The 24,220-nt window shown below is 71.7% G+C and carries 24 protein-coding genes; 5 read left to right on the forward strand and 19 right to left on the reverse strand.

Annotated elements, in window-relative coordinates; genetic code table 11:
- Positions 1-11: 11 nt before the first annotated feature.
- Both ABS772_RS10055 and msuE read right to left on the reverse strand, forming a co-directional pair.
- A complete protein-coding gene (locus ABS772_RS10055) occupies positions 12-977 on the reverse strand; it encodes an aliphatic sulfonate ABC transporter substrate-binding protein (RefSeq protein ID WP_350394176.1) in 966 nt (321 codons plus the stop codon).
- Between the two features lie 7 nt (positions 978-984).
- On the reverse strand, positions 985-1,560 hold the full coding sequence (gene msuE, locus ABS772_RS10060; protein ID WP_350394178.1) for an FMN reductase: 576 nt from the start codon (positions 1,558-1,560) through the stop codon (positions 985-987).
- A 429-nt stretch (positions 1,561-1,989) separates the two neighbouring features.
- On the opposite strand from msuE, the gene ABS772_RS10065 reads away from it, so the two are divergent.
- On the forward strand, positions 1,990-3,162 hold the full coding sequence (locus tag ABS772_RS10065; protein ID WP_350394180.1) for an MFS transporter: 1,173 nt from the start codon (positions 1,990-1,992) through the stop codon (positions 3,160-3,162).
- Positions 3,163-3,177: 15 nt separating this feature from the next.
- Here ABS772_RS10065 and ABS772_RS10070 read toward each other — a convergent pair whose 3' ends face one another.
- From ABS772_RS10070 to ABS772_RS10105, 8 genes are all read right to left on the reverse strand, one after another.
- Complete coding sequence (locus ABS772_RS10070; RefSeq protein ID WP_350394181.1) at positions 3,178-3,879, reverse strand: metal ABC transporter permease; 702 nt, start codon at positions 3,877-3,879, stop codon at positions 3,178-3,180.
- 125 nt (positions 3,880-4,004) lie between these two features.
- On the reverse strand, positions 4,005-4,805 hold the full coding sequence (tatC, locus tag ABS772_RS10075; RefSeq protein ID WP_350394183.1) for a twin-arginine translocase subunit TatC: 801 nt from the start codon (positions 4,803-4,805) through the stop codon (positions 4,005-4,007).
- A complete protein-coding gene (tatB, locus tag ABS772_RS10080) occupies positions 4,802-5,266 on the reverse strand; it encodes a Sec-independent protein translocase protein TatB (RefSeq protein ID WP_350394185.1) in 465 nt (154 codons plus the stop codon). The genes tatC and tatB overlap by 4 nt, the downstream gene beginning before the upstream one ends.
- 119 nt (positions 5,267-5,385) lie before the next feature.
- Entirely contained in the window at positions 5,386-5,685 is a 300-nt protein-coding gene (locus tag ABS772_RS10085) for a twin-arginine translocase TatA/TatE family subunit (RefSeq protein WP_238258038.1), read from the reverse strand.
- Between the two features lie 166 nt (positions 5,686-5,851).
- The gene (nagZ, locus tag ABS772_RS10090; RefSeq protein ID WP_350394186.1) at positions 5,852-6,865 is read right to left on the reverse strand and encodes a beta-N-acetylhexosaminidase; all 1,014 of its coding nucleotides are present in this window, start codon (positions 6,863-6,865) and stop codon (positions 5,852-5,854) included.
- A 170-nt stretch (positions 6,866-7,035) separates the two neighbouring features.
- Positions 7,036-8,472: an SPOR domain-containing protein gene (locus tag ABS772_RS10095; RefSeq protein WP_350394188.1), complete on the reverse strand. Its 1,437-nt coding sequence runs from the start codon at positions 8,470-8,472 to the stop codon at positions 7,036-7,038.
- A gap of 29 nt (positions 8,473-8,501) precedes the next feature.
- Positions 8,502-10,283 (reverse strand): arginine--tRNA ligase, encoded by a 1,782-nt coding sequence (gene argS, locus ABS772_RS10100; RefSeq protein ID WP_350394190.1) that lies wholly within the window; start codon positions 10,281-10,283, stop codon positions 8,502-8,504.
- Between the two features lie 91 nt (positions 10,284-10,374).
- Positions 10,375-10,836: an acyl-CoA thioesterase gene (locus ABS772_RS10105; RefSeq protein WP_350394191.1), complete on the reverse strand. Its 462-nt coding sequence runs from the start codon at positions 10,834-10,836 to the stop codon at positions 10,375-10,377.
- 141 nt (positions 10,837-10,977) lie between these two features.
- Between ABS772_RS10105 and ABS772_RS10110 the strand changes: the two genes are divergently transcribed.
- Positions 10,978-11,505, forward strand: a complete 528-nt coding sequence (locus tag ABS772_RS10110; RefSeq protein ID WP_350394193.1) for a hypothetical protein — start codon at positions 10,978-10,980, stop codon at positions 11,503-11,505.
- Positions 11,506-11,533: 28 nt separating this feature from the next.
- On the opposite strand, the gene ABS772_RS10115 is transcribed toward ABS772_RS10110, so the two are convergent.
- Complete coding sequence (locus ABS772_RS10115; protein ID WP_350394194.1) at positions 11,534-12,787, reverse strand: deoxyguanosinetriphosphate triphosphohydrolase; 1,254 nt, start codon at positions 12,785-12,787, stop codon at positions 11,534-11,536.
- 127 nt (positions 12,788-12,914) lie between these two features.
- Between ABS772_RS10115 and ABS772_RS10120 the strand changes: the two genes are divergently transcribed.
- Together ABS772_RS10120 and ABS772_RS10125 are read left to right on the forward strand one after the other, a co-directional pair.
- The gene (locus ABS772_RS10120) at positions 12,915-13,241 is read left to right on the forward strand and encodes a HesB/IscA family protein (protein ID WP_056246834.1); all 327 of its coding nucleotides are present in this window, start codon (positions 12,915-12,917) and stop codon (positions 13,239-13,241) included.
- 152 nt (positions 13,242-13,393) lie between these two features.
- A complete protein-coding gene (locus ABS772_RS10125) occupies positions 13,394-15,286 on the forward strand; it encodes a hypothetical protein (protein WP_350394196.1) in 1,893 nt (630 codons plus the stop codon).
- 46 nt (positions 15,287-15,332) lie between these two features.
- Here the strand turns inward: ABS772_RS10125 and ABS772_RS10130 are convergent, their stop codons facing one another.
- The 3 genes from ABS772_RS10130 to ABS772_RS10140 all read right to left on the reverse strand — a co-directional run bounded on the left by ABS772_RS10130 (position 15,333) and on the right by ABS772_RS10140 (position 18,069).
- Positions 15,333-16,778 carry a septal ring lytic transglycosylase RlpA family protein gene (locus ABS772_RS10130; protein WP_350394197.1) on the reverse strand — a complete coding sequence of 482 codons (1,446 nt, stop codon included), beginning with the start codon at positions 16,776-16,778 and terminating at the stop codon, positions 15,333-15,335.
- Positions 16,779-17,045: 267 nt separating this feature from the next.
- Positions 17,046-17,402, reverse strand: coding sequence for a ribbon-helix-helix domain-containing protein (locus ABS772_RS10135; RefSeq protein ID WP_238255268.1), 357 nt, complete (start codon positions 17,400-17,402; stop codon positions 17,046-17,048).
- Entirely contained in the window at positions 17,386-18,069 is a 684-nt protein-coding gene (locus tag ABS772_RS10140; RefSeq protein ID WP_238255267.1) for a ParA family protein, read from the reverse strand. Before ABS772_RS10140 ends, ABS772_RS10135 begins: the two co-directional genes overlap by 17 nt.
- A gap of 483 nt (positions 18,070-18,552) precedes the next feature.
- Here ABS772_RS10140 and ABS772_RS10145 point away from each other — a divergent pair, with 483 nt between their 5' ends.
- Positions 18,553-18,996 carry a hypothetical protein gene (locus tag ABS772_RS10145; RefSeq protein ID WP_350394200.1) on the forward strand — a complete coding sequence of 148 codons (444 nt, stop codon included), beginning with the start codon at positions 18,553-18,555 and terminating at the stop codon, positions 18,994-18,996.
- A 113-nt stretch (positions 18,997-19,109) separates the two neighbouring features.
- On the opposite strand, the gene ABS772_RS10150 is transcribed toward ABS772_RS10145, so the two are convergent.
- The 5 genes from ABS772_RS10150 to ABS772_RS10170 all read right to left on the reverse strand — a co-directional run.
- Positions 19,110-20,423 carry a COG3904 family protein gene (locus ABS772_RS10150; protein WP_407942982.1) on the reverse strand — a complete coding sequence of 438 codons (1,314 nt, stop codon included), beginning with the start codon at positions 20,421-20,423 and terminating at the stop codon, positions 19,110-19,112.
- Between the two features lie 224 nt (positions 20,424-20,647).
- A complete protein-coding gene (gene cobF, locus ABS772_RS10155) occupies positions 20,648-21,418 on the reverse strand; it encodes a precorrin-6A synthase (deacetylating) (protein WP_350394204.1) in 771 nt (256 codons plus the stop codon).
- A 513-nt stretch (positions 21,419-21,931) separates the two neighbouring features.
- Positions 21,932-22,729, reverse strand: coding sequence for an invasion associated locus B family protein (locus tag ABS772_RS10160; protein ID WP_238257885.1), 798 nt, complete (start codon positions 22,727-22,729; stop codon positions 21,932-21,934).
- Positions 22,730-23,037: 308 nt separating this feature from the next.
- Positions 23,038-23,943: a DNA-binding response regulator gene (locus ABS772_RS10165; protein WP_350394206.1), complete on the reverse strand. Its 906-nt coding sequence runs from the start codon at positions 23,941-23,943 to the stop codon at positions 23,038-23,040.
- The coding region (locus tag ABS772_RS10170) for a hypothetical protein (RefSeq protein WP_350394208.1) at positions 23,936-24,220 on the reverse strand (285 nt) is incomplete at its 5' end. The genes ABS772_RS10170 and ABS772_RS10165, both read right to left, overlap by 8 nt.

The following is a 24,220-nucleotide window of genomic DNA, read 5'->3' on the forward strand; positions in this document are numbered from 1 at the left end:
ACCCGTTGTCCTTAGGTCTTGTTCGGGGTCTCGGCCGGCGTCCAGACGATGTCGGACACCCGCACCGGGCGGGGGATCACGCCGATCTGCTGGAAGCGGTCGGCGATGCGCTGCTGCTCGGCGGTGACCGCCGCATCCATCGGCGCGATGACGAAGCGGATGCGCTCGACCGCGCGGCGCGTGGCGGCGAGCGGCACGCCGGTGATCTTCGACAGGCTCGCCGCGACGCTGGGGCGGTTGCCCTCGCACCAGATCGCGACCTCGCCGAGCGCGGCGATGGCCGCCCGCAACACGTCGGCCCGCTCCTCGGCGAAGGCTTTGTTCGCGAGGAAGAAGTTGTTGGTGGGGGTGATGTCGGGGGCCTGCACCAGGATGCGCGCGCCCTGCCCCTCCTCGGCGATGGCGAAGTAGGGATCCCACACCGTCCAGGCGTCGATCGTGCCGCCGGTGAACGCCGCCGCGCCGTCGGCCGGCGCCAGAAGGACCGGGGTGATGTCGCGGTAGGTCAGGCCCGCCTTCTCCAGGGCGGCGACGGTGAGGTTGTGCGCGCTCGATCCCTTGGCGAAGGCGACGCGCTTGCCCTTGAGATCGGCGAGCGTGGCGATGCCCGAGCCCTTCGGCAGCAGGATCGCCGCGCCGGAGCCGCCCTTCGGCTGCGCCGCCGCGTAGACGAGGTTGGCGCCCGCGGCCTGGGCGAAGATCGGCGGGGCGTCGCCGGTCTGGCCGAAATCGATCGCGCCGAGGTTCAGCGCCTCCAGGAGCGGCGGCCCGAACGAGAACTCGACCCAGCGCACGCCGACGTTAAGCGGCTTCAGCGCGGCCTCGATCGCCGCCTGCTCGCGGGCGACGGCGAGGATGCCGTTCTTCTGGTAGCCGATGCGGATCACGCCCGGCTCGACGGCGCGGGCGCGGCGGAGGGGGAGCGCCGTGCCGGCCGCGGCGAGGCCGGCTGCGAGGAGGAGGCGGCGGTCGAGCATCGGTGCCTCAGCGGGCCGCGGCCAGCGGTGCCGAGGTGGAGACGGCGTCGCCCTGCCCGATGTCGAGGAGCCGGGCGAGTTCGGCCGCGGCCTGGGCGACGCGGGCGCGCACGATCGGGTCGGCGATTCGGCCCTCGGCGATCTCGGTGTCGCCGGCATAGACCGCGGTCGGCACGGCCTGCGCCGAGAAGAAGCCGAACAGCGGGCGCAAGCTGTGCTCGACCACCAGCGCGTGGCGCGGGCCGCCGCCGGTCGCGGTCAGCACCACCGGTTTGCCGATCAGCGCCTCGGGGGCGACGAAGTCGATCAGGTGCTTGAACAGCCCCGCGTAGCTGCCCTTGTAGACCGGCGAGCCGACGATCAGCGCATCGGCCGACTCGATCGCCTCCACGATCCGCGCCGCGGGCAGCGGCAGGGCCGAGCGGCCCGCGACCGCGATGCCGGTGCCGGCATCGACGAGGTCGTAGACCTTCAGGTCGATCGGGCGCAGTCGCGACAGCTCGGCGGCCACCGCCTCGACCAGGGTGCGGGTGCGGGAGGGGCGGTGCGTGTTGCCGGAGAAGGCAACGATCCGTGCGGGCATCGCGAAACATCCGAGGCAGGGCCGCAGACAAAGGAAGACCGGCGCCCGAACGCTCCGGCAGGAGCATTTCGGAACTTCGATATTCACAAGATCCGCGGAGCGTTGTTGAGACGTTGTTGCCCTGAAATTTAGAGACCTGGGGTGGGGCAAATCAACGGATTGTTTTTGCGTTGTTTCTTGAAGGTGGAGGAGAGTTCTCCGTTTATACGACGCGAGGCAGGGAAAATCTTTCTGTCGGTAAGAGCCGGTCGTGTCCGGCCACGAGGTCCGGGGTCACGCACGCTCTCGAACCGGCACCGTCCTGACGTCAGCGCAGACCTGCCTCCCGGTCACGCGCCTGTCGCGCGCGCCGTGAATGACCAATTTGCGGCGCTCGTATTGCAGCGCAGCAAAAGCGCCGATCACGGGCGCCGCCTCGGAGCACCCTGCATGGTATCCCTGCCGATCCTCGCGCTGGCCGTCGCCTCCTTCGGCATCGGCACGACCGAGTTCGTCATCATGGGCCTCCTGCCCGAGGTGGCGCGCGATTTCGACGTCACCATCCCGCAGGCGGGCCACCTCGTCTCCGGCTACGCGCTCGGCGTGGTGGTCGGCGCGCCGCTCGTCGCGATGGCGACGGCGCCCCTGCCGCGCAAGGCGGCCCTGCTCGCCCTGATGGCGGTGTTCACCCTCGGCAACCTCGCCTGCGCCCTGGCCTCGAGCTACGAACTATTGATGGCCGCGCGGGTCGCCACGGCGTTTGCCCACGGCGCCTTCTTCGGCATCGGCGCCATCGTCGCGCGCAACCTCGTGCCGCGGGAGAAGCGGACGCAGGCCGTCTCGCTGATGTTCGCCGGGCTGACGCTCGCCAACGTGCTCGGCGTGCCGCTGGGCACCGCGCTCGGTCAGGCCCTCGGCTGGCGTTCGACCTTCTGGGCCGTGGTCGGGATCGGGCTCGCGGCAGGTGCCGCCATCGCGCTCGCCCTGCCCGGCGGGATGCCGGGCACCCGCGGCGGTCTCGCCAGGGAATTCCGGGCGCTCGGGCGCTGGCCGGTGCTGCGGCCGATGCTGGTCTCGACCCTGTCCTCGGTGAGCTTCTTCACCGTCTTCACCTACATCGCGCCGTTCCTGCTCACCGTGACGCATCTGACGCCCGGCGGCGTGACGGGGGCTCTGTTCGCGGCCGGCGTCGGGCTCACCGTCGGAAACCTCGCCGGCGGCTGGCTCGCCGACCGCAGCCTGATGCGCACGGTGCTCGGCAGCTTCATGGGGCTCATCGCGGTGCTCGTCGCCTTCGCGCTGGTCGCGCCCTTCGCCGGTCCGGCGCTCGCGGTGCTGGTGCTGTGGAGCGGGCTCGCCTTCGCCCTGGTCTCGCCGCTCCAGGTCTGGGTGCTGGAGGCGGCGAGCGACGCGCCGAACCTCGCCTCGACCCTCAACCAGGGCGCGTTCAATCTCGGCAACGCCCTCGGCGCTTGGCTCGGCGGCACGGCGCTGACGCTCGGCGCGGGCTATTCGGAATTGCCGGCCCTGGCGGCGGCGGTTTCACTGCTCGGCCTCGGCCTTGCCGCCACGGCGGTCGCGCGACCCCTGCGGCCGTCCCTGGCCGAAAGCCAGGGACGGTGAGTCCGTCAACGAGGCTCACATCGGCGGGGTGAGGCCGTCCTTGCCCACCGCCACGAGCTTGCCGTCGAGCTTGCCGCCGTCCTTGGCCGCGACCACGAAGATCTTGCCGCCCGGCGCCAGGATCGACTTGTCGGCGGGCTCGAAGGTGACGATCGGCGCCTTGGGCGGCACCACGATCGTCTTCGAGCCGTCCTTGTCGTAGGTCACCGTGAGCGTGCGCTCGCCGCTATTGCCGGAGCCGGCGGTGCTGCTGGCGACCGTCGCGTTGGTCATCGAACTCTTGACCTTCGGCGCGCCGCCCGCCGCGGCGCCCGCCTTCACGGTGCCGTTCGTCATCGAGCTCTTCACAACCGGGCCGCCGCTCCCCGCGGTGTGATCGGGGATCGCGTCCCAGGCATAGTGCCCCTCGGCCGTCCCGCGCATGGATTCGGGGAACAGCACCACTTCGAGGGCCGTCATCGGGTTCTCGCCCTTGGTGGCGGTGCCGATGAAGGTGCCGTCCTTGATCTGGTCGAGGCTCGACTTCACCACCTGGACGAACTTGGCGCCGCCGAGCTGCACCGTCTGCGACGTGCCGTCGGTGGTCTTGACGGTGACCGAGCCGGCATCGCTGCTCTCGATCGTGCCGCGCACCCGTTGCAGGTCCGCGGCCTGGGCCGCACCCGCCAGCGTCGTCAGGGCGGCGACCGCGAAGGCGGTCCGCATCGTGCGAAACATGGGGCTTTCTCCGGTTGAGGTCAGAGAATCCTGGCGCCGGGCAGCCCCCTTTCAAGGTTGCGCACAAGATGGTGATGCGCAACCCGACTTATTTTCTCCTCAGGGCCGACCGGTCCTCGATCCCGTCAGTCCTCGAGCCCCTCTGCCCGGCGCCGGGCGGCGCGGACCTTCTCCATCCGGGCGACCGAGAACACGGAGGCCTCGTAGAGGAGCAGCATCGGGATCGCGAGCGAGAGCTGGGAGATCACGTCCGGCGGGGTCAGGACGGCGGCGGCGACGAAGACGAGCACGATCGCGTAGCGCCGCTTCTCCCGCAGGAAGGCGGCGTCGATCACGCCGATCTGGCCCAGAAGCGTCAGGATGACCGGCATCTGGAACGCGAGGCCGAAGGCGAAGATCAGCGTCATGATCAGCGAGAGGTACTCGTCGACCTTCGGCAGCAGCCGGATCGTCGCCTCGCCCGGCTGCCCGATCTGCTGCAGCGAGACCGAGAACTGGATCAGCAGCGGCATCGCCAGGAAGTAGACGACAAGCGCCCCGAGCAGGAAGAAGATCGGCGTGGCGACGAGGTAGGGCAGGAAGGCCTGCCGCTCGTTGCGGTAGAGGCCGGGCGCGACGAAGGCGTAGACCTGCGTGGCGATGACCGGGAAGGCGAGGAAGCCCGCCCCGAACACGCTGAGTTTGATGTTGGTGAAGACCTGTTCGAGGAAGTGGGTCGCGATCAGCTCGGCGTTCTGCGGCCCCACGATCGAGACGTAGGGGTGCACGAGCACGTTGTAGATCTGCTTCGAGAAGAAGAAGCAGCCGAAGAACATCACGATGAACGCGAGCAGCGACTTGATCAGCCGCGAGCGCAGTTCGATCAGGTGCTCCAGAAGGGGTGCCCGCGAGGCCTCGATCTCGGCCTCATCGCGCTCGTCGCTCATGGAGTCGGGCCTGTCTCGGTCTTGCTGCCGGAGGTGGTGGGAGGCGTCTCGGCCGCGGAAGCGGGGGGCGGCGCGTCGTGCATCCGCGCGGCCTGCTGCTCGGGCGTCGGCCGCGGCACGTCGAAGCTGCCCGTGTCCGTCGCGCCGGTCTCCCTGCCGCCGGAGCCGGGGCGGCCCTCGACCGCGCTGCGGATCTCGTTGCGGATGGTGTCCACGGGATTGAAGGTCGGGCGCGCAGCATCGACGGTGCGCTTCACGCCCTCGACGTCGCGGCGGACCTCTTCCAGCTCCGCCTCGCGGATCGCCTCGTTGAACTGCGACTGGAACTCGCCGGCCATGCGGCGGACCTTGGTGGTGATCTGGCCGAGCGTGCGCAGGGCCTTCGGCAGGTCCTTGGGTCCGATGACGATCAGGGCGACGCCGCCGATCAGCATCACCTCGCCCCAGCTCATGTCCAGCATTGCGTCGTCCGTCCCGCGGGGCCGCGCCTGTCGAGGACGGGCGCGCGGCCCGCGCTATCCTGCCCGGGGCCGATCTTCAACCGTGCCCGACCGCCGATTCAGCCCGACAAACCCGTTGTTCAGACGGCCTTGTGGTCGCCCGCCGGCACGTGCGGCGGCACCTGAGGCTGCGCATGCGTCGGCTGCGGGGCAGTGCCCGGCACGCCCTGATGCGGCAGCGTGCGGACAGGATCGTTCGGGCCCACCGGCGGCACGCTCGTCGTCGTGTTCGCCTGGGTCTCGTCGTCGGCCATGCCCTTCTTGAAGGCCTTGATGCCCTTGGCGACGTCGCCCATCAGCTCCGACACCTTGCCGCGGCCGAACAGCAGCATGACGACGACCGCAACGATGACCCAGTGCCAGACACTCATGCTGCCCATGGCAACCTCCTGCGCCGCGCCAACTCCGGCGGCGCCTCCACTTGAATTGGGGCGAACCTAGGGATCGAGTGGCGCGAACACAAGCAGCGCGGGGCGCTTGAGCGGGCAAAGGCTGCGCAGCCCTTGCCCTTCTTTGTCGCACTTCGCCTCGTTGCGGGGCGCAGCCTCAGGCCGTCAGGAATGCGGTCTCGAAGCGGGCGCGGGCCTCGGCCAGGTCGAGGGCGTCCGGTGCGGCGAGGCGGGCGAGCGCGGCCTCGGCACGGCGCGCGCCCGCTCCGTCGAGATCGACGGCCGCGTCCGCGACCGCCCGCATCTCGTCCATGCGCCCGTTGCAATGGAGCACGACGTCGATGCCGGCGCGGTAGGCGGCGTCCGCCCGCTCGCGGAACGGGCCCTGGAGCGCGTGCATCGACAGGTCGTCGGTCATCAGGAGCCCGTCGAACCCGATCTCGCCGCGCACGATCTCGCGGATCACGCGCTCCGACAGGGTGGCGGGCCGCTCCGGGTCGAGGGCGGTGAAGACCACGTGCGCGCTCATGGCGAGCGGCAGGTCGGCGAGCGCGCGGAACGGGCGGAAGTCGCTCCGCGACAGGCTTTCGCGGTCGGCCTCGACCACGGGCAGGTCGAGATGGCTGTCGCAGGTCGCCCGGCCGTGACCGGGGATGTGCTTGATGACCGGCAGCACGCCGCCCGCCATCAGCCCCTCGGCCACGGCGCGGCCGAGCGCGATCACCCGCTCCGGCGTGTCGCCGTAGGCCCGGTCGCCGATGATGTTGTCCGAGCCCGCGACGGGGACGTCGAGCATCGGCGCGCAATCGACGTTGATGCCGACCTCCCGGAGGTCGTGGGCCATCAGCCGGGCGCCGAGCCGGGCGATTTCCGCGGCTTCGTCGCCGAGCGGATCGAAGCGTCCGGCCGCGGGGTATTTCGGCCAGTGCGGCGGGCCCATCCGCTGCACCCGCCCGCCCTCCTGGTCGATCAGGATCGGTGCGTCCGCCCGGCCGAGCGTCCCGCGCAGGGCGTCGGTCAGCGCGCGCACCTCGTCCGGGGTGCCGATGTTGCGCTTGAACAGGATGAAGCCCCAGGGCCGCAGGTCGCGGAAGAAGGCGGTCTCCTCGGCCGTCAGCGCCGTGCCGGAACAGCCGAGGATGACGGCGCGGGGCGTGCTGGCTGCGGTCATGGGGCCGACGGTCCTCGAATCGGCAGGTCAGGCGAGAGTGCTCGGCGGCATTCCGGCGATTGCCGAGCACGGCTTTGACCCCGCCCGCACCTCAGGATGAGGGATGTGATGGGATGAACGGGAGCGGCCGGCCGATGGCCGACCGTGTCCTCGGTTCGGGTCCTCGACGCTCAGTTCTTGGCGACGAAGCACTGGCCGCCCGCGCCCTGCAGCGCGCTGCACAGGCTGGAGGCCTCGTTCTTGGCCAGCGGCCCGACGCGGACGCGGAACAGGGTCTTGCCGTTCACCTCGGCCTGCCGGATCAGCTCGGGCTTGCCGGCGAGCTGGCTGTACTTGCCCTGCATCTCCCGGAAGGCGGCCCGGGCCTCGCTCTCGCTGCCGCGCACGCCGAGCTGGACCGAGTAGCCGCCGACTGAGGCCGTGAGCGCGGCGGAGGCGGGTGCGGGCTCGGAGGTGCTGGCGGTGGTCTCCGGCGAGACGGAGGCGACGCGCTGCGGCGCCTTCGGGCGCGCGGCCGGAGCGGCGGCCGGGGTCTCCTGCGACGCCTCGGCGACGGGGGCCGCCGCCGGCGGGGGATTCGAGGCCAGGGTGCGCGACGGCGGCGAGGCCGACCGCCGGGGCTCCGACGCGGGCGTCGTGGTGCCGGAGCCCGCGGTGTCGGGCATGGTCATGGTCGGGATCGGCGAGGTCGCGGCCTGGCTGTGAGCCGGGGCGGTCTCGGCCTGGGCGGCCGGCGGCTGGAGAACCGGCGTGTCCGGCTTGACGGAGACGGTGCGGACCCGGCGCGGCTCGCCGAACGTGTCGGACAGCATGCCGCCCTGGCCGGGGGTCGCCCCGCCCTGCCCCGGCTCCGCGCCCTCGCTGCGACCGGAGGCGGTGCGGGCGGCCTGGTTGACGTCGAGGGGCTGCTCCTCGCGGTTGACGATCTTGATCTGACCGTCCTTGGCGTTGCGATCGTAGATCTGCTTGTTCTGGTCGGGGATCTCGACGCCGTCGGTGGCCGTCGGCTGCACCTTCAGCGGGGTCTTGTCGGCGAGCACGGTGATCGGGCCGCTGCCGCCGATGCCGTGGGTGCCGCGCCATGCCAGGGCGCCGCCGACGCAGACGGCGACCACCGCCAGGCCGGCGCCGACCTGGACGAGGCGGTTGCGGGCGCGCGGACGCTCGGCGCGACCGGTGCGGTAGCTCTCGTCGGGCTCGGCGAAGGCGGCCGGATCGGCCGGGCCCTCGGCGTACATGCCCTGCTCGACGGAGGCGAGATACTGGTCGAAGGCATCCGCCGGGTTCTGCGCGTGAGCCTGCGTCTGGCCATGGGCCGGGTTGTGGGCGGGCACGTCCACGAAGGTCGGCTCGACGCGCGCCGGGCGGCCGCCCTCGGGCGGGCGCGTCACGGGAGCCGGCATGTCCTGAACCGAATTCTTCTCCCGCGCCTCCAGCAGGGCGCGGAAGGGATCGTCCTGCCCGACGATGCGGGCAAGCTCGGCGAGCGGGTCGCCCTTGGGGGCGGCCTCCGGCGCCTTCGCCCGAACCGCCTCCTGCGACGTCTGACGCAGCTCGCGCTCGAAGGCATCGAAATCGACCGTCGCGCGCGAAGCGTGTCCCGTCATGGCCTCATCCTCTCAACAGCCGTCCTCGGTCACCGCATCTCGTCGGGTGCGGAGACGCCCAAAACCGCGAGGCCCGAGGCGAGAACGCCGCCCAGGGCCTCCACGAGGGCCAAGCGGGCCCGACTGGACTTTCTGTCGGTTGGATTAACAATCCGTAATTGCGGCAAGTCTTTGCCCTTATTCCAGAAACTATGAAGCGAGCTTGCCGTTTCATAGAGATAGAACGCGATTCGGTGCGGCTCGTGCGCCGCAGCCGCCGATTCGAGCACCCGCGGGTACTGCGCGATCAGGCGCATCATCTCGACCTCGCCGGGATCGGTGAGCACCGCGAGGTCCGAGTCGGCCAAGAGGGCCTCGCGCGAAAAGTCCTCGCCGGGGAGCGCCTCGCGGGCCTGGCGCAGCACCGAGAAGCGGCGGGCGTGGCCGTACTGCACGTAGAAGACCGGGTTGTCCTTCGACTGCTCCACGACCTTGGCGAGGTCGAAATCCAGGGTCGCGTCGTTCTTGCGGTAGAGCATCATGAAGCGGATCGCGTCGCGCCCGACCTCGTCGATGACGTCGCGCAGCGTCACGAACTCGCCGGCGCGCTTCGACATCTTCACCGGCTCGCCTGCGCGCAAAAGCCGCACGAGCTGGCAGAGCTTGACGTCGAGTCTTGCCTGTCCGTCGCTGACCGCCTTCACCGCCGCCTGCATCCGCTTGACGTAGCCGCCATGGTCGGCCCCGAGCACGTCGATGAGCTCGCTGGCGCCGCGCAGCCACTTGTCGCGGTGATAGGCGATGTCGGAGGCGAAGTAGGTGTAGGAGCCGTCGGACTTCAGCAGCGGCCGATCGACGTCGTCGCCGAACTGGGTCGAGCGGAACAGGGTCTGCTCCCGGTCCTCCCAATCCTCCGGCAGCTGCCCCTTGGGCGGCGGCAGGCGTCCCTCGTAGACGAGGCCCTTTTCCCGCAGGGCGTCGAGCAGCTCCGCGACCCGGTTGCCCCCTTCGTTGCCCTTTCGGCCGCCGTTCCCGCCTTGAAGGGTCGCTTCGGAAAAGAAGACGTCGTGGCGGATGCCGATCGCCGCGAGATCCGCGCGGATCGTGTCCATCATCGCGTCGATGGCGAATCGGCGCACCAGCGGCAGCCATTCCGACTCGGGCTTGTCGAGGAGCGTGCGCCCATGCTCGGCGGCAAGCGCCTCGCCCACCGGCTTGAGGTAGTCGCCGGGATAGAGACCCTCGGGGATCGAGATGGTCTCGCCGAGCGCCTCGCGGTAGCGCAGGAAGGCCGAGCGGGCGAGCACATCGACCTGAGCCCCGGCATCGTTGATGTAGTACTCGCGCGTCACCGGCCGGCCGGCGGCGGCGAGCAGGTTGGCGAGCGCGTCGCCGAACACCGCGCCGCGCCCGTGGCCGACATGCATCGGCCCCGTCGGGTTGGCCGAGACGTACTCGATGTTGACCGGGCCGCCCGGCATCCTTCCGCGCCCGAATGCCTCGCCCTCGCGGAGCGCCGCCCGGATCACGTCATGGTAGACGTCGGGCGCGAGCCGCAGGTTGATGAAGCCGGGGCCTGCCACGCTCGCCTCGACGATGCGGGGATCGCCGCGCAGTTCCTCGGCCAGCGCCTCGCCGAGCGCCTTCGGGTTCTGCTTGGCCTCCTTCGCCAGCACCAGGGCGGCGTTGGTGGCCAGATCCCCGTGCGAGGGGTCGCGCGGCGGCTCGACCACCACGCGCGACAGGTCGAGCCCCTCGGGCAGCCGGCCGGAGCGGGTGAGGGATTCGAGCGCCTCGCGCACGCGCGTCTCGAAGAGGGCGAAGATGTTCATGGGGCTCGGGTGTTCGTCGTTGCCGCGTGCCGGCTGGCCCGCGCGTCGGGCGGCCGGCGTCGGGGCGGCATAGCAATGGCGGGCGGGAGTGTCACGGCGCTGGGGGCTGGGCGGCCGCGAGTTCCGCCAGCACCGCGCGCAGCCGCTCCGGGAGCGGTGCCGGCCGGCGCGTTTCCCGGTCGACGTAGACGTGGACGAAATGGCCCTGCGCGGCGGCTTCCGCCTCGGCGTCGCGAAAAATCGCGATCTCGTAGCGCACGCTGGTGCGGCCGAGATGGGCCACCCGCACGCCGGCGGTGATCGCGTCGGGAAAGGCGACCGGGGCGAAGTAGCGGCAGCCCGTCTCGACCACGAGGCCGATCACCGGAGAGCGGGCGATGTCGAGGGCGCCGGCCTCCACCAGGATCCCGTTCACCGCCGTGTCGAAGAAGGCGTAGTAGACGACGTTGTTGACGTGCCCGTAGACGTCGTTGTCGCCCCAGCGCGTCGTCAGCGGCACGAGCCGGGGATAGGCGGCGCGGGTGTCGCGCGGGGCTCGGTGTTCGGCGCTCAATCGGTCCTCCGCCAGCTGTCGGCCCGTCCCGCCCCGTCTTCCGCGGGGGGACAAGGCCGCGTCTCGGTAGAATGCAACGTTGCACGCCCTGCGCGAATGGCGGCGTTGTCGAGGCCGAGATCCCCTCTGGAGACCGCTCCGATGAAGTCCTTCGCCCTCGCCGCCACGGCTTTTGCCGCCCTGACCCTCCTTCCCGCAACGGCCGAGGCCCGCGATTTCGGCGGTCATGGCGGCTATGTCGGCGGCCGCTCCTACGGCGGCTACGGCCATCACGGTGGCGGGGCGCGCTTCAGCCATGTCGGACGCGTCGGCGGCGACCGCGGGTTCGCCGGCGACCGCCATGGTTTCGGGCATCGCGGCTTCGGGTATCGCGGTTACGGCTACCGGGGCGGCTACGGATATCGTGGCTACGCCGCGCGCGGCTTCTACGGCCGAGGCTACGGCTACGGCTACGGCTACGGCCGGGGCCTCGGCCTCGCGGGGGCCGGGATCGGTCTGGCCGGCGCCGGGCTCGGACTGGGCCTCGGGCTCGCCGGCGGCGCGCTGACCGGCGGCTACGGCGGCTACGCGGCACCGGCCTACGGCTACAGCTATGGCTACGCGCCCGTCACCACCGGCTACGCCCCGGTCTACAACACCGGCTACGGCTCGAACTGCGTCTGTTACTGACGCCCATCGGCCCCCCGCGGGCGGTGCCTCACGGCTCCGTCAGCGGCAGGCCACGGCTCGGCGGGCTCCAGTGCAGGTTGGGCGTGACGGGAAACAGCCTTCCGTGCTCCAGCACCGCGTAGGTGTCGGTCATGCCGGCGATGTAGTCGGCGATACGCCGGGCGATGCGGGACTCGCTCGCGCCCTCGAGCCCGGCCGACCATTCCTCAGGCATCCGCGCGGGATCGGCGCGGAAGGCCGCGAACAGGTCGTCGACGATGGTCGCGGCCTTGGCCCGCACCGCCATCACCTCGGGATGGCGGTACATCCGCGCGAACAGGAAGCGCTTGATGTCGGCATCCGCCGTCGCGATGGCCGGCGAGAAGGCGATCACCGGCTCGGCCGCGGCGCGGATGTCGCCGACGCTGCCCGGCGCCAGCGCGGCGAGGCGCGCCTCGCCCTCGCGGATCACGTCCTCCACGAAGCGGGTGATGACCCGGCGCGCCAGTTCGTGGATCTTTCGCGAGGGCTCCAGGCCGGGATGAAGGGCGTCGATCTCGTCGAGGAGCCCTTTCAGGAACGGAACCGTGGCGAGGTCGGCGAGGTCGAACAGCCCGGCCCGCAGGCCGTCGTCGAGGTCGTGGGCGTCGTAGGCGATGTCGTCGGCGAGCGCGGCGGCCTGGGCCTCGGGGCCGGCGAAGCGCGACAGCTCGAGGTCGTTGACCGCGTTGTACTCGATCACCGCCGCCGGGATGCCGTCGGCGGCGTAGCGCGGGATCGGCACGCCGCGGGCATCGAGGAGCGGGCCGTTGTGCTTGACGAGGCCCTCCAGCGTCTCCCAGGTCAGGTTGAGCCCGTCGAAGCCGGCGTAGCGCCGCTCCAGCCGGGTGACGATGCGCAGGGCCTGGGCGTTGTGGTCGAAGCCGCCGTAGGCGGCCATGCAGGCGTGCAGCGCGTCCTCGCCCGTGTGGCCGAAGCAGGTGTGGCCGAGGTCGTGGCTCAGCGCCAGCGCCTCGGCGAGATCCTCGTCGAGGCCCAATGCCCGGGCGAGCGCCCGGGCGATCTGGCTCACTTCGAGGCTGTGGGTGAGCCGGGTGCGGTAATGGTCGCCCTCGTGATGCACGAAGACCTGCGTCTTGTGCTTCAGCCGCCGGAAGGCGGTGGAATGGATGATGCGGTCGCGGTCGCGCTGGAAGTCGCTGCGGGTCGGCGAGAAGGCCTCGGGGATCAGCCGTCCGCGGGTCGCCGCCGGATCGGTGGCGTAGGGCGCCCGCCAGCGCTCGCCGTTCTGCCGCACCTGCACAACCCTTCCCTCTCCGAGCCGCGTTGCAGCCAGCTCTCGCGCCTCATATCTTGTGTGAGGTGACGCCCGCGGCAATCGCGGACGCGCGCCCTTCACGACACCGGTTCACGAACGGGACCGCACCACGATGGCCGACATCAACCTCACTGCCCGCGCCGCCAAGCGCATCAACGAGATCATGGGCTCCGAGCCCCCCGGCTCGTCGCTGCGCATCAGCGTCAACGGCGGCGGCTGCTCGGGCTTCTCCTACGCCTTCGACATCACCCATGCCCGCGAGGGCGACGACGTGGTGATCGAGCGCGACGGCGCCACCGTGCTCGTCGATCCGGTCTCGCTGGAATACATGGGCGGCGCGACCATCGATTTCGTGAACGACCTGATCGGCCAGTCCTTCAAGATCGAGAACCCGCTGGCGACGGCGTCCTGCGGCTGCGGCACCTCCTTCGCGATCTGAGGCGGCGCGATCCGAGGCGGCGGGACCGAACAGCGGCGGCGAACCGTCCGCTCCGTGGCGTCGGCGCAATTGCCACGCCTGTGGAAAACCGGCAGGGATGGTGGCCTCACGGCCCATCCCGATCTCCCGCCAGCCTGCGATCCGATCCAGCCATGACGTCATCGACGCGCCGTCCCGTCCTCATGCGGGCACTGCTCGCCTCGGCCTGCGCGGTGGCGCTGCTGACAGGGCCCGCGCCGTGGGCGCCGGCCGCGGCGCAGGAAGCGGCGTCCGCGGTCCAGGATCTCGTCCTCGACAACGTGAGCCTCGCCTTCGGCGACACGCTCGTCACGGCGCCGAAGGTGACGGTGAGCGGGACCCGCCTGTCGCGGGACGACCTGCTCGCGATCCTCAAGGCCAAGGATACCAAGGATCCGAAGGACAGCTGGCCGGCCCGGCTCCAGCGCCTCGATGCCGGCAGCCTCACCATGCCGGAGCTGCGGGTCGAGCGCCGCGACGGCGAGAAGCGGCAGGTGGTGACCTATCGCGATGTGGCGGCGCGCACGATCCGCGCCGGGCGGATCAGCGAGTTGACCGCGGCCGGCGCGACGCTCTCCGTCGAGGGGGCGCCGCAGGCGGGCAGCGGCAGCTACGGCCGCATCCGGGCGGAGGACGTCGATCTCACCGCGCTGGCGCGCCTCTACAGCGAGGCCGGGGGCGCCGACAGTCCGCTCCTGCGCCTCTACGCGACGCTCGCCGTCGAGACCATCGCCTTCATCGACGAGCGCGGCACCACGGTGTCGATCGCCCGCCTCACCGGGCGCGACCTCGCCGGACGCCAGACGCCGGCGACCTGGCGCGGCGCCGTGGAAGCTCTGGGCGACGGCGGCCTCGCCGAGGACGACCGGGCCAAGCGCGCCCGCGCCGCCGGCCTGCTCGCGGACCTCGCCGAATCGGTCTCGGTCGGCAGCCTGGAGGCGACGGATCTGACCGTGAAGGAGGTGAAGGGCGAGGATCCGCTCTCCTTCAGCATCGGCCGCATGAGCTATGCCGGCGGGGCCGAGTCCGGCGTGACGGTGGCCGATATCGGCTTCGGCGCCAAGGAGGCGCAGGGGAAGGTCGGGCGCCTCACGCTCACCGGCTTCTCCCTGGAGCCGACCATCGCTGCGCTGCGCCGTCTCGCCAAGGCGCCGCCGCCCGCCGACACGGGTCTCGCGAAGGGCGCCGCGCCGGCGCCGGACCTGCAGGAGGCGGAGCTGCGCCGCCTCACCCCCGTCATCGGCACGCTGACCCTGTCCGATCTCGGGCTCGATCTCGCGCAGGCGGCGGTGGCGCCCGCGCCGGTGGCCTCGGGCGATCCGCTCAAGGCACCGAAGCCGGTCGTGCTCCCGCCGCTGCATATCGGCCTGCGCGGCGCCAGCATGAGCTTCGGGCCGCCGAAGGACGGCGTGCCGACCCAGACCCGCTTCACGCTGACCGGCCTCACCATGCCGGCCTCCGTCGTCGAGGGCGTTCCCGGTCTCGGCTCGCTCGGGCTCTACGGCTACCGCGACCTCGACCTCGACGCCACGGCCGACACCGCCTGGAACGAGGACAAGCGCGAGCTGAGCTTCAAGGAGCTGTCGCTCTCCGGCAAGGATATGGGCCGCCTCCATCTCAACGCCACGCTCGGCGGCATCGGCCCCGAAGTGTTCGATCCCGACGCCGCGGTCTCGGGCTTCGCCATGCTCTCGGCCACCGCGAAGGCGCTGGACCTCACGCTGGAGAATGGCGGCCTGTTCGAGCGCTTCATCGACGCCCAGGCGAAGGTGCTGAGCCTCAAGCCGGACGAGCTGCGAAAGGAATACGTCACCGCGAGCGTGATCGGCGTGCCGGTGATCCTCGGCAACTCGGCCGCCGCCAAGGCGATCGGCGCGGCGATGGGCAAGTTCGTGGCCAAGCCCGGCACCCTCTCGATCAGCGCCAAGGCGAAGAACGGCGAGGGCCTCGGCATGGTCGATGTCAGCACCGCCCCGACCCCGGCGGCGGTCCTCGACAAGCTCGACGTGAACGCCAAGGCCGAGTAGGCGCTCCCGGCCGCCGCGTCCGGAGGCCGGCTCGATCGCGGCGGCGTCAGTTCGCCGCCGCCACCTGCGAGCGCCTCGGCTTGGCTCCGGACGGGCCGGGGCTTTGAGCGACGGCCGTCTTGGCGGCGGGCTTCGCGGCGGCCTTGGCGCCCGGTGCCGGGGCGGCGCCGGCGAGCCTCGCGATCGCCTGCTTCGAGGTTGCGGGCATGGCCGCCATGCGCGGGGCCGGTTCGGCGGCCCCGGCGCGGCTGGCGGGCTTGAACGCGCCCCTGATCTCGCCCTTGATCTCGCCTTTGGCCGCGACCTGCTGGACCGGCGACGCCTTCGTCGCCCCGGCCTTCATCGGCATCGCCTGCGCGGTGTGGATCGGCACGGCCGTGCCCTTGGCCGGCGCGGTGGCCAGTCGGGTCGGCGTGACCGGGAGCGGCGCCTCCTTGTGCCGGGCCGGGGGCGCGGCACGGCCGGCCTCGGCCACCATGCGCCGCGGCTCGGCGGCGGCAGGCTTGGCGCCGGCGTTGTGGGCGGGTGCGGCGGCGAGCGCCACCGGCACCGGGCGGAACGGGGCGGTGCGGGCGGCGGTCGGCTGCAGGGCCGCCGGCACGGCGACCGCGGCGCTCGCCAGCACGACCGGCGCGGGCCGGGTCGGGCGGGTTGCGGGGCTCGCGCTCTCCGGCGCGTCGTCATCGCGCTCGCCCGCCGGGCGGAAGGCGAGCGCGCGGGAGGCGCGTTCGAGCCGCTCGGGCGCGGGATCGGGCTCGGAGGGACCGAGATCGGCCATCATGACCGGCGCGCGCCCGATCGCGGCGGGGCTGCCGTCGGTGCGCAGGGTCGCGAGCAGCTTGCGGTCGTCGCTGCCGGCGATCGAGGCCTTTCCGGCATACTCGACCCGCACCCGCGCCGTGCCCTTGCGGTGGAAGTCGAGGGCGCGGGCCGCCTCCTCGGACACGTCCATCAGGCGGCCGGCATGGTAGGGGCCGCGGTCGTTGACGCGCAGGATCATCGAGTGGCCGTTGTCGAGGTTGGTCACCCGGACATAGCTCGGCAGCGGCAGGGTGGGGTGCGCGGCGGCGATGGAGTGGCGGTCGAAGACCTCGCCGTTGGCGGTGACGCGGCCGTGGAAGGCACTGCCGTACCAGGAGGCGAGGCCCTCGCGGACGTAGCCGCGGGCGTCCTCGCGCGGGACGTAGGTCTTGCCCGCCACCACGTAGGGCTTGCCCGAGAAGCGCCGTCCGCCGCCCTTCGGGATCACGTCGCCCTCGTTGTAGAGGCGGCGGCTCGCCTTCACGCCGTATTTCGGATCGACCCCGTTGCCCGACGAGGATCCGGCGCCCGCGAGCTTGGCCGGGTTGTTGGCGCAGTTGGCGGTGGTCAGCGCGACCGCGCAGACCGCCAGGAGCTGCAGGGCCGGCCGCAGGATCGGCCGCGCGCCGCGCGCCGGATCCTCCGGGGTCTTCCCGCCCCGCGCCAAATCCCGTGGCATGACATGGGTCATGTCGCCCGCCCGCTCCCCGCCTACGCCACAGGCTCCCGCGAGACCGCGGAAAGCTGGGTCTCGGGAGATCACGCTACGCCCGACCGGAAGACGCCCGGCCGTCCCCAGAGGATCGTCCGGACGCGGTAAAGGAAGGCTGAACGGCGCGTCGGCGCCGCGAGCGAGCGGACACCGCGGGCGAGCGAGGTCCGGCAGGCCGCTCCCGGACCGAGGAACGGACGGCGCGGTCCGGACGCGCTCCGCACCCCTCTGGGCGCCGCGCGCAACTCAGCGCGGGTTCTCGCCCAGCACCTGCTCGATCGAGCGGGCCCCGCGCTGCTTGAACAGCAGGTCGAGCGCTTCGAGCATCAGGGCATGCATCTTGGTGCGCTCGGCGTAGGCCAGGTCCCGGAGCTGGTCGTAGACCGGGGGCTCCAGATAGACCGACATCTGCTTGGCGCGCTCCTTGAGCGTCCCGGCCCGCGCGGAGAGCGGGGGCGACGCCGCGAGGTCGAGCTGGACGATCTCCGCGCCCGACGGCTTGTTCGCCTTCGCGGCCGGTCGGGCCCCGCCTTTCCGCGGCCCGTTGGCCGGGCCGGCGGCGGCGACGATCGAGGCGAGGTCGAGCTTAGGCGGCCTTGACATGCTTTCTCGCGTCCTTGCCCGTCGCCGCGGCCTTGCTCGGGCGCTGCCCCGTCGCCTGCATGCGGCGCTCGATCCAGCTCCAGAGCCGGCGCACTTCGCCCGCGGCCTGGCCCTTCGGGTTGAACTCGGTGACGCCCTGGCCGACACCGATGGCGTCCTGGTGGTCGTTGCGCGCCACGATGTTGACGTCGGGCAGGATGCCGAGCACCGCCAGGCCGTCGGCGGCGTCGCGGATGCGGTAGGAGCGCGGCGGGGTCTGGTTCAGGACGAAGGCGAACTTCTTCTCCAGGCGGTAGACGGCGGCGAGCGTCGGCTTGAAGGCGCGAAGGTCGGCGGGGGTCGGCCGGCAGGGGATGATGCACAGATCCGCCGCGCGGATCGCCGAGAGCGTGCCGTTGGAATCGACGCCGGGGGTGTCGATGAACACGTAGTCGTAGGACGACTCGGCCAGCCGCTCCATCACGAGGTCGATCTGCGTGGCGTCGATCTGCGCCACCTCGGGGCCGTCGGCGGTGCGGTGATCGAGCCAGTCGGTGATCGTGGCCTGCCGGTCCATCTCCAGGATGCAGACCGCGTGTCCGGCTTCCTGCGCGGCGACCGCGAGCGAGATGCACAGGGTGCTCTTGCCGCTGCCTCCCTTCTGCGTGACGAACGTGATCGCTTTCATGCCGGCCACCCCCACCGTTCTCGGTCTTTCGGGCCGTCCGGTCCTGTGATGCCGGGATGCCCAGATCCCGGATTTCGCCCAACATGGTTAACCGGCCGTTAAAGGTGGGTCGGCTGCCGCCCGTCACTGTGTTCACTTGAGGTTGGTTTTTCGTGGCGGTGCCACCTGGGCTCTTTACGAGGTCGGCAGAGTCGGCTTAACATAACTTAAGACTGGTTCGGCCGTATAAATTCACCTCAGATTGCTTTTCAGGATCCGGTGCGGCGTCAAATGCTGCTCCGGTCGGGTGAATCCGCGGCTCGCCGATGAGCCCCGAACTGCGGCCGTTCGTGCCCGGAGACTATCTGCCGGTACCCCGAGACGACGGCTTTTGAACCTGACCTTCCTTCCGCCTTCGCCGGCTCCGCCTGCCTGGGGGCCTGGGCCCACGATCCGGCGACGAACCGTCTCGCGCTCTCGCCGATCCTGGCACGGCTGCTCGGCGTGCCGGGGGAGGCCGCGGGTGGGGCACCCCTGACGCTGGCTCTGGCGGCGGTGGAGGCCGAGGATTCCCTCCGCCTCGAGAGTGTCTTGCGGGCGGCGGTCGAGGATGGCCGTCCCTTCGAGGCGGAGTTCCGCACCCGCCCCGGGCCGGAGGGCGTGCGCTGGCTGCGCCTGATGGGACGATGCCGGCGCGATCCCGGCACGGGCGCGCGGACGACGCAGGGGCTCGCCTTCGACCTGACGGAGGAGCGCCGCCCCGTCGGTTCGGAGACGGACCAGGCCCAGCGGCAGGCCAACCGCCTCGCCGACCACGCGGCCGCGATGAAGGGTCTGGTGGCGGGCCTGCGCAATCCGCCGCTGGCCCGTCTGGTCGATGAGGTCGCCGTCGAGATCGGTCACGAACTCGCCCGCCGTCTTCGCGGCAGCGGCCGGCAGGTGCATTGAGCGGCGCTCGCCTTCCGTTTTGCCTCGTCATTTTCCCGGAAGCCGGCGGCCGCCTTTCGGGATGATGCTCGGCCGTCCGCGGCTCATCGCGACCATCGCGACGCGGCGGCGCATCACGGCGGCAGCGCGGAGGCTTCGAGCGGCGGCCGCAGGCGTGCCGGCGGCGCCGGGAACAGGAGCGGGCGCAGGGCCTGTGCCGATTCCGGCACGGGGCGCGCCAGGGCGGCCGCGAAGGCTTTTCGTAGGGCCGAGCAGCCGCGTCCCGGGACCGGCGGCGCCGACCCCGTCGCCGCGAGGGCCTCGACGGCGGCGCGCTTCGAGGAATCCTCCGCCGGCCTCAATCCGAGGGCGCGCGCGAGGATCGCGCGGCCGGCGGCGAGTTGCGTCCGGTCGAGCCGTGGCCGCGTCAGCACGGCGCCCGCCCCCTCCCTGGCCGCCGCGCAGACCCGCGCCCGGTCCGGATTCGGGCGCTGCATCGCCCGCAGGATCATCCGACCGAGTTCGTCCAGGGCAGCGGGATCGGCGTCGGCGAGGCTTCGCGCCACCGCGTGGGCGGCCATCCGGCGGACGCCGTCCACCGCCTCCCCCTCCGGGCGGCCTCGGTGGTAGCCGTCGAGATACCACGCCGCGATCGGCGCGACGGTGCCCGGCGCACCCGCCTCCACCGCGTCCAGCAGCGGCACGTCGTGCAGGATTACACGGCGGACCCGCTCGGGCGTGTCGCCGTCGTCGAGGGTGGAGTCGGGAAAGCGGTAGGCATCGACGATGCCGGTGGCGACGCCGGCCTTCACCAGGGTGTCGGCGTCGGGGATCATCAGGTCGTCCGGCCGGATCGTGAGGGCGGCATCGACGAAGTCGGCCCGCACGCCCGCGGCGAGGTAGGCGGCGCGCTCGGGCGCGCTGTCGACGGCGAACTCGCTGCCGACCGAGTCGGTCTCGTAGGGGGCGTGGAAGCCGAGCCGCGCATCCGCCAGGACAAGCCGCTCGCGCCCGCGCACGAAGGCCAGGGTGCAGGCGGAGACGCAGTAATCCGGCACGTAGGTGACGAGGCCGCGTTCCGCGATCAGCGCGCCGATGGCCGCGCCCTCGTCGACCAGACCGCCCTCGCTGGTGAGATGGATGCGCTCGACCGTTCGATGCGCGTCGAGGAGCCCGGCGAGCCGCTCGGCGGCGCCCTCGGTCAGCTCGCCCGACAGGCGCACGTCGCGTCCCTCCGGTCCGAGGACGATGCGGATCGGCGCCGCCTCCGGCGCAAGCGGCCGGGACTCGGTGCGGCCGGCGAGGCCGCTGCCGACCGGATCGACGATCCCGCGCGGGCCCGTTTGCCGGTCCTGTCCCGAGAACAGGAGTCCCGCCATCAGGGCGCCGGCCAGCCCGACCGTTACGCACACAGCACCGCGCACGGCCCGCCGCGAGCCAGCCGCCATATCTTGCCCCCAAAGGATGGTCCGGGTTGTCTTTGACCCGTGATGTGTCCCTCTCGACGGCGGCGAAGCAAGGCCTCTGCCACGGCGAAAACGCGGCCGGAGGCGGTCCTTGTCGCCGCGCGGTGAGGCGGCGGAAGAAACCTGTCTCGAGACGCGTCGATCGTGGCGGGGCGCTCCCCTGCCCTGACACTATGTCGCGGCGGGCGGGCGAGCCCGGCGCGGAGTCACGGGGCCGGTCTCAGCAGGAGGTAGATGTCCATGATCCAGCCGTGGCGGGCGCGGGCCTCCGCGCGGACCCGGCGGATCTCCTCGGCCACGTCGCCGAGCCGGCCGGCGACCAAGCATTCGTCCGACGTGCCGAGATAGGCGCCCCAGTGGATGGTCAGCTCGGGATCGAGCCCCTCGAAACGCGGGTCGCCGTCGAGCATCACCACGGTGGCGCCGGGCTCGTCGCCCAAGCCGTCACCCAAGCCGTCGCGCAGCCGGCGGCCGGTGGTGATCCGCACCGGCTCGCCGATGCGGTGGAGCGGGATGCGGTGGGCGGCGGCGAGCGCCTGCACGCTGGTGATGCCGGGGACGACGTCGTGGGTGAAGCCGACGCGCCCGCGGGCGAGCACCCGCTCCAGGATGCGCAGGGTGCTGTCGTAGAGGGAGGGATCGCCCCAGACGAGGAAGGCGCCGCGCTCGTCCTCGCGGAGATGCTCGAGGATCAGATCCTCGTAGAGGGCCGCGCGGGCGGCGTGCCAATCGTCCACCGCCACGCCGTAATCCGCGGGGCGGCGGTCGCGCTCCGGGTCGGACGCCTCGATGAAGCGATAGGGCCGGCCCTCGATGTAGCGGTCGCAGATCTGCCGGCGCAGGTCGAGAAGGCCCGCCTTGGCCTCCCCCTTGTCGAGGACGAAGAAGGCGTCGGTCGCCTTCAGCGCCCGGATGCCCTGAATCGTCAGGTGCTCCGGATTGCCGGTCCCGATGCCGATGACGTGGATGTGTCGCAAGGTTCACGCTTCCGGCCGGGCTCTGTCCCGGCGACGTCCCCGCTTGGGGGGAGAGAGGGAAGCGGCTTCTTAACGGATCCGGGCGATAAGGGGAGCGCCGGACCGGACGCGTTCAGCCGACCAGCGCGGTGAGGCAGGTGCCGAACAGGGTGACGAAGGTCATCGTCGCCATGAACTTGATGTCTTCGATGCGCTGGCTCATCGCCTGAACTCCGTAGCGGCTCCTTCGCGGCCGCCTCGATCCGTTAAATAACCCCTAACCTTGTGCAGTGGGATTGCGCGGTGCGTTTCGTCACCGTTGCTCACGCAATCCCGCCGACAAGCGGACGAAACATCCTTAACGACGACTTGGCGGTTGACTGTTGCCGTCCGGATGATCTCGGACATGCTGAACGCGGAGGTCCGCCCATGGTTGCAAGGCCGGCGGCGCCCGGCCCGACGCAGCCGACAGAAAAGCCCCGCCGTGGCGACCACGGCGGGGCTTCTCGTCTGACGACCGTTGGTGCGGGCGGCTTACTTCGGCGCGGCGTTGGCGGCCGGGGCGGCGGGCGCCGGGGCCGAGCCCTGCTGCTCCAGCTTCTTGCGCATCTCGTCGCTGCGCTTCTCCATCTCGGCCTGGAGCTTCTTCTGCTGCTCCTCGAGCACCTTCGGGTCGATGGCCGGACCGTCGAACGCCTTGCCGAAGCCGGCGAGCGGCACCGCGAACACCACCTCGCGCTGCGTCTGGTTCTGGACGCGGACGTTGAGCGTGGTGCCCTTCTTGAAGCCGTTCATGAGCTCGTTCGAGACGCCGCCGGCCTCGGCGAAGCAGCCGTTCGGGAAGCAGACCGCGAACTTGCCGCCGGTCACTTCCTTGCCGTCGACGTCGAAGCGCATGCCGGGCGCCAGCATCAGGCCGAGCGGCAGCAGGAAGCGGACGACCTTCACCTCCTGCTTCGTGGCGGCGTTCTTCATGTCGTAGAGCGCGACCGCGAGCACCGGCTGACCGGAATCCGAGACGAAGTCGCGGGTGGTGTAGCAGACGTCGGTGCCGGAGCTCTGATCCTTGCCGCAGACCTTGGTCCAATCGGCCTGGCTCGGCTCGGACTTCACGTTGATGAGCTGCGGGCCTGCGCCTTGGGCCTGCTGCTGGGCGGGCGCGGCCGGCTGGGCCTGCGCGGGGGCCGGGGTCGGCGCCGGGGCGGCCGGCTTCTTCGCCTGGGCGAACGCGGTCCCGCCCAGGCCGGCGCCCAGGCCCGCCATGGCGAGGAACGCGGCCACGCGCAGCGGGCGCGCCAAAGGCTTGGCCATGGAAGACTTGGCAAGGAACATCGGCGTTTTGACCCCTTCAACGGATGGCGCGTAAAAATCGGACGCGGTGCTCACTCGGGCCGCCGCAGCCCCGCGGGATGGCAGGCTCGGCCGTCGGTCCGAGGCGCGGCCTTCCTGGCGCGGTGCGCCGGATCGCCGTGCGCGGCCTCGGGCGCAGCACGATTCCTGCCCGAACGAGACGGCGGCCTGCTTCCCCGTGGAATGCGGCGAAGGCATGACGCCTGCGCCGTACACCCCTGCACGCGAGGCCTCAAGTCGTTTGCGCAGGCCACTCGCTCAGGAGCCGGGGCGGATGGTGGCGTGACCGATCAATCCAGGTCGCGCAGGTGCCTCGCCGCCACCGCCGAAGCCGCGGTGCGGTTCTCGACGCCGAGCTTGGCGTAGATGCCCTCCAGGTGCTTCGTCACCGTGCGGGGGCTGAGACCGAGGATCTCGCCGATGTCGCGGCTCGATTTGCCGCGGGAGAGCCAGAGAAGGACCTCCGCCTCGCGGCCGGTGATCGGCAGCCGCTCACGCAGGCGCTCCAGGCCCGCGGCGGTGGGATCGCCGGACAGGCGCAGCAGGATTTCCGGGCCGGTGCGGCCGATGAAGCTGAGGGAATGCGCCCGTCCCCCCGCATCGGTGAGCGCGAGGGGCGCCGTGCCGGTGCCGGCGAGGCATCTCTGCAGCCAGTCGCGCCCGCTCGGCGGCAGGCTCAACGGTTCGGCACTGCCAAATGCGGCGAGCACCTGCGCGGCCTGCGGCGTGCACCACAGGACCGAGCCGGCGGCATCGACCGCGAACAAGGTGCGCCCGGCGGTGTCGAGCGCGGCGCGCGCGCTCTGGGCCGACCGGGCATTGGCCAGATGCACGCGGATGCGGGCCAGGATCTCGTCGGGGGCGATCGGCTTGGTGACGTAGTCGATCCCGCCGGCCCCCAACCCCTTCACGATGTGCTCGGTCTCGGACAGTCCGGTCATGAAGATGACGGGGACGTGGGCGAGCCGGCCCTTGGCCTTGAGGCGGCGGCAGGTCTCGAACCCGTCCATGCCCGGCATCACCGCGTCGAGCAGGATGATGTCGGGGGTGATCTCCTCGACGAGGTCGAGGGCGAGGTCGCCGCCCACCGCCACCAGCACCGTCGCGCCCGAGCGCTCGATCGCCTCGGTGAGGAAGCTCAGGGTATCGGGCGAATCATCGACGACGAGGACGATGTCGCGCTGCGCCTCAGGCATCGCGGGCGAGCCCTTCCAGCACGCCGACGTAGCGGCGCATGTCGTAGGCCGCGACCAGCCCGCGCAACTGCGCCACGAAGGCGGCCGGCACGGCGGCATCGCCCTCCAGTTCGGCGAGCTTGGCCTCGATGCCGCGCACGTGGCCGATGCGGCCGAGGCGCAGCAGCGCGGCGATGTGCTCGGCGGGCACCGTCTCTCCGCTCGCGACCCCTCCCTTCCCGGCGGCCAGCGGGTCGGGCCGCGCGATCGGGGGCGTCTGCGGGAGGGGGGCGGGAAG

The sequence above is a fragment of the Methylorubrum podarium genome, assembly GCF_040270385.1.
In the GTDB taxonomy this organism is placed as follows: Bacteria; Pseudomonadota; Alphaproteobacteria; order Rhizobiales; family Beijerinckiaceae; genus Methylobacterium; species Methylobacterium podarium.

Excerpts from the sequence above, each read along its gene's own strand:
- ABS772_RS10055 (WP_350394176.1), bottom strand. The coding sequence starts at position 977 with ATGCTCGACCGCCGCCTCCTCCTCGCAGCCGGCCTCGCCGCGGCCGGC.
- msuE (WP_350394178.1), bottom strand. The coding sequence starts at position 1,560 with ATGCCCGCACGGATCGTTGCCTTCTCCGGCAACACGCACCGCCCCTCC.
- ABS772_RS10065 (WP_350394180.1), top strand. The coding sequence starts at position 1,990 with ATGGTATCCCTGCCGATCCTCGCGCTGGCCGTCGCCTCCTTCGGCATC.
- ABS772_RS10070 (WP_350394181.1), bottom strand. The coding sequence starts at position 3,879 with ATGTTTCGCACGATGCGGACCGCCTTCGCGGTCGCCGCCCTGACGACG.
- tatC (WP_350394183.1), bottom strand. The coding sequence starts at position 4,805 with ATGAGCGACGAGCGCGATGAGGCCGAGATCGAGGCCTCGCGGGCACCC.
- tatB (WP_350394185.1), bottom strand. The coding sequence starts at position 5,266 with ATGCTGGACATGAGCTGGGGCGAGGTGATGCTGATCGGCGGCGTCGCC.
- ABS772_RS10085 (WP_238258038.1), bottom strand. The coding sequence starts at position 5,685 with ATGGGCAGCATGAGTGTCTGGCACTGGGTCATCGTTGCGGTCGTCGTC.
- nagZ (WP_350394186.1), bottom strand. The coding sequence starts at position 6,865 with ATGACCGCAGCCAGCACGCCCCGCGCCGTCATCCTCGGCTGTTCCGGC.
- ABS772_RS10095 (WP_350394188.1), bottom strand. The coding sequence starts at position 8,472 with ATGACGGGACACGCTTCGCGCGCGACGGTCGATTTCGATGCCTTCGAG.
- argS (WP_350394190.1), bottom strand. The coding sequence starts at position 10,283 with ATGAACATCTTCGCCCTCTTCGAGACGCGCGTGCGCGAGGCGCTCGAA.
- ABS772_RS10110 (WP_350394193.1), top strand. The coding sequence starts at position 10,978 with ATGAAGTCCTTCGCCCTCGCCGCCACGGCTTTTGCCGCCCTGACCCTC.
- ABS772_RS10120 (WP_056246834.1), top strand. The coding sequence starts at position 12,915 with ATGGCCGACATCAACCTCACTGCCCGCGCCGCCAAGCGCATCAACGAG.
- ABS772_RS10125 (WP_350394196.1), top strand. The coding sequence starts at position 13,394 with ATGACGTCATCGACGCGCCGTCCCGTCCTCATGCGGGCACTGCTCGCC.
- ABS772_RS10130 (WP_350394197.1), bottom strand. The coding sequence starts at position 16,778 with ATGACCCATGTCATGCCACGGGATTTGGCGCGGGGCGGGAAGACCCCG.
- ABS772_RS10135 (WP_238255268.1), bottom strand. The coding sequence starts at position 17,402 with ATGTCAAGGCCGCCTAAGCTCGACCTCGCCTCGATCGTCGCCGCCGCC.
- ABS772_RS10140 (WP_238255267.1), bottom strand. The coding sequence starts at position 18,069 with ATGAAAGCGATCACGTTCGTCACGCAGAAGGGAGGCAGCGGCAAGAGC.
- ABS772_RS10150 (WP_407942982.1), bottom strand. The coding sequence starts at position 20,423 with ATGGCGGCTGGCTCGCGGCGGGCCGTGCGCGGTGCTGTGTGCGTAACG.
- ABS772_RS10160 (WP_238257885.1), bottom strand. The coding sequence starts at position 22,729 with ATGTTCCTTGCCAAGTCTTCCATGGCCAAGCCTTTGGCGCGCCCGCTG.
- ABS772_RS10165 (WP_350394206.1), bottom strand. The coding sequence starts at position 23,943 with ATGCCTGAGGCGCAGCGCGACATCGTCCTCGTCGTCGATGATTCGCCC.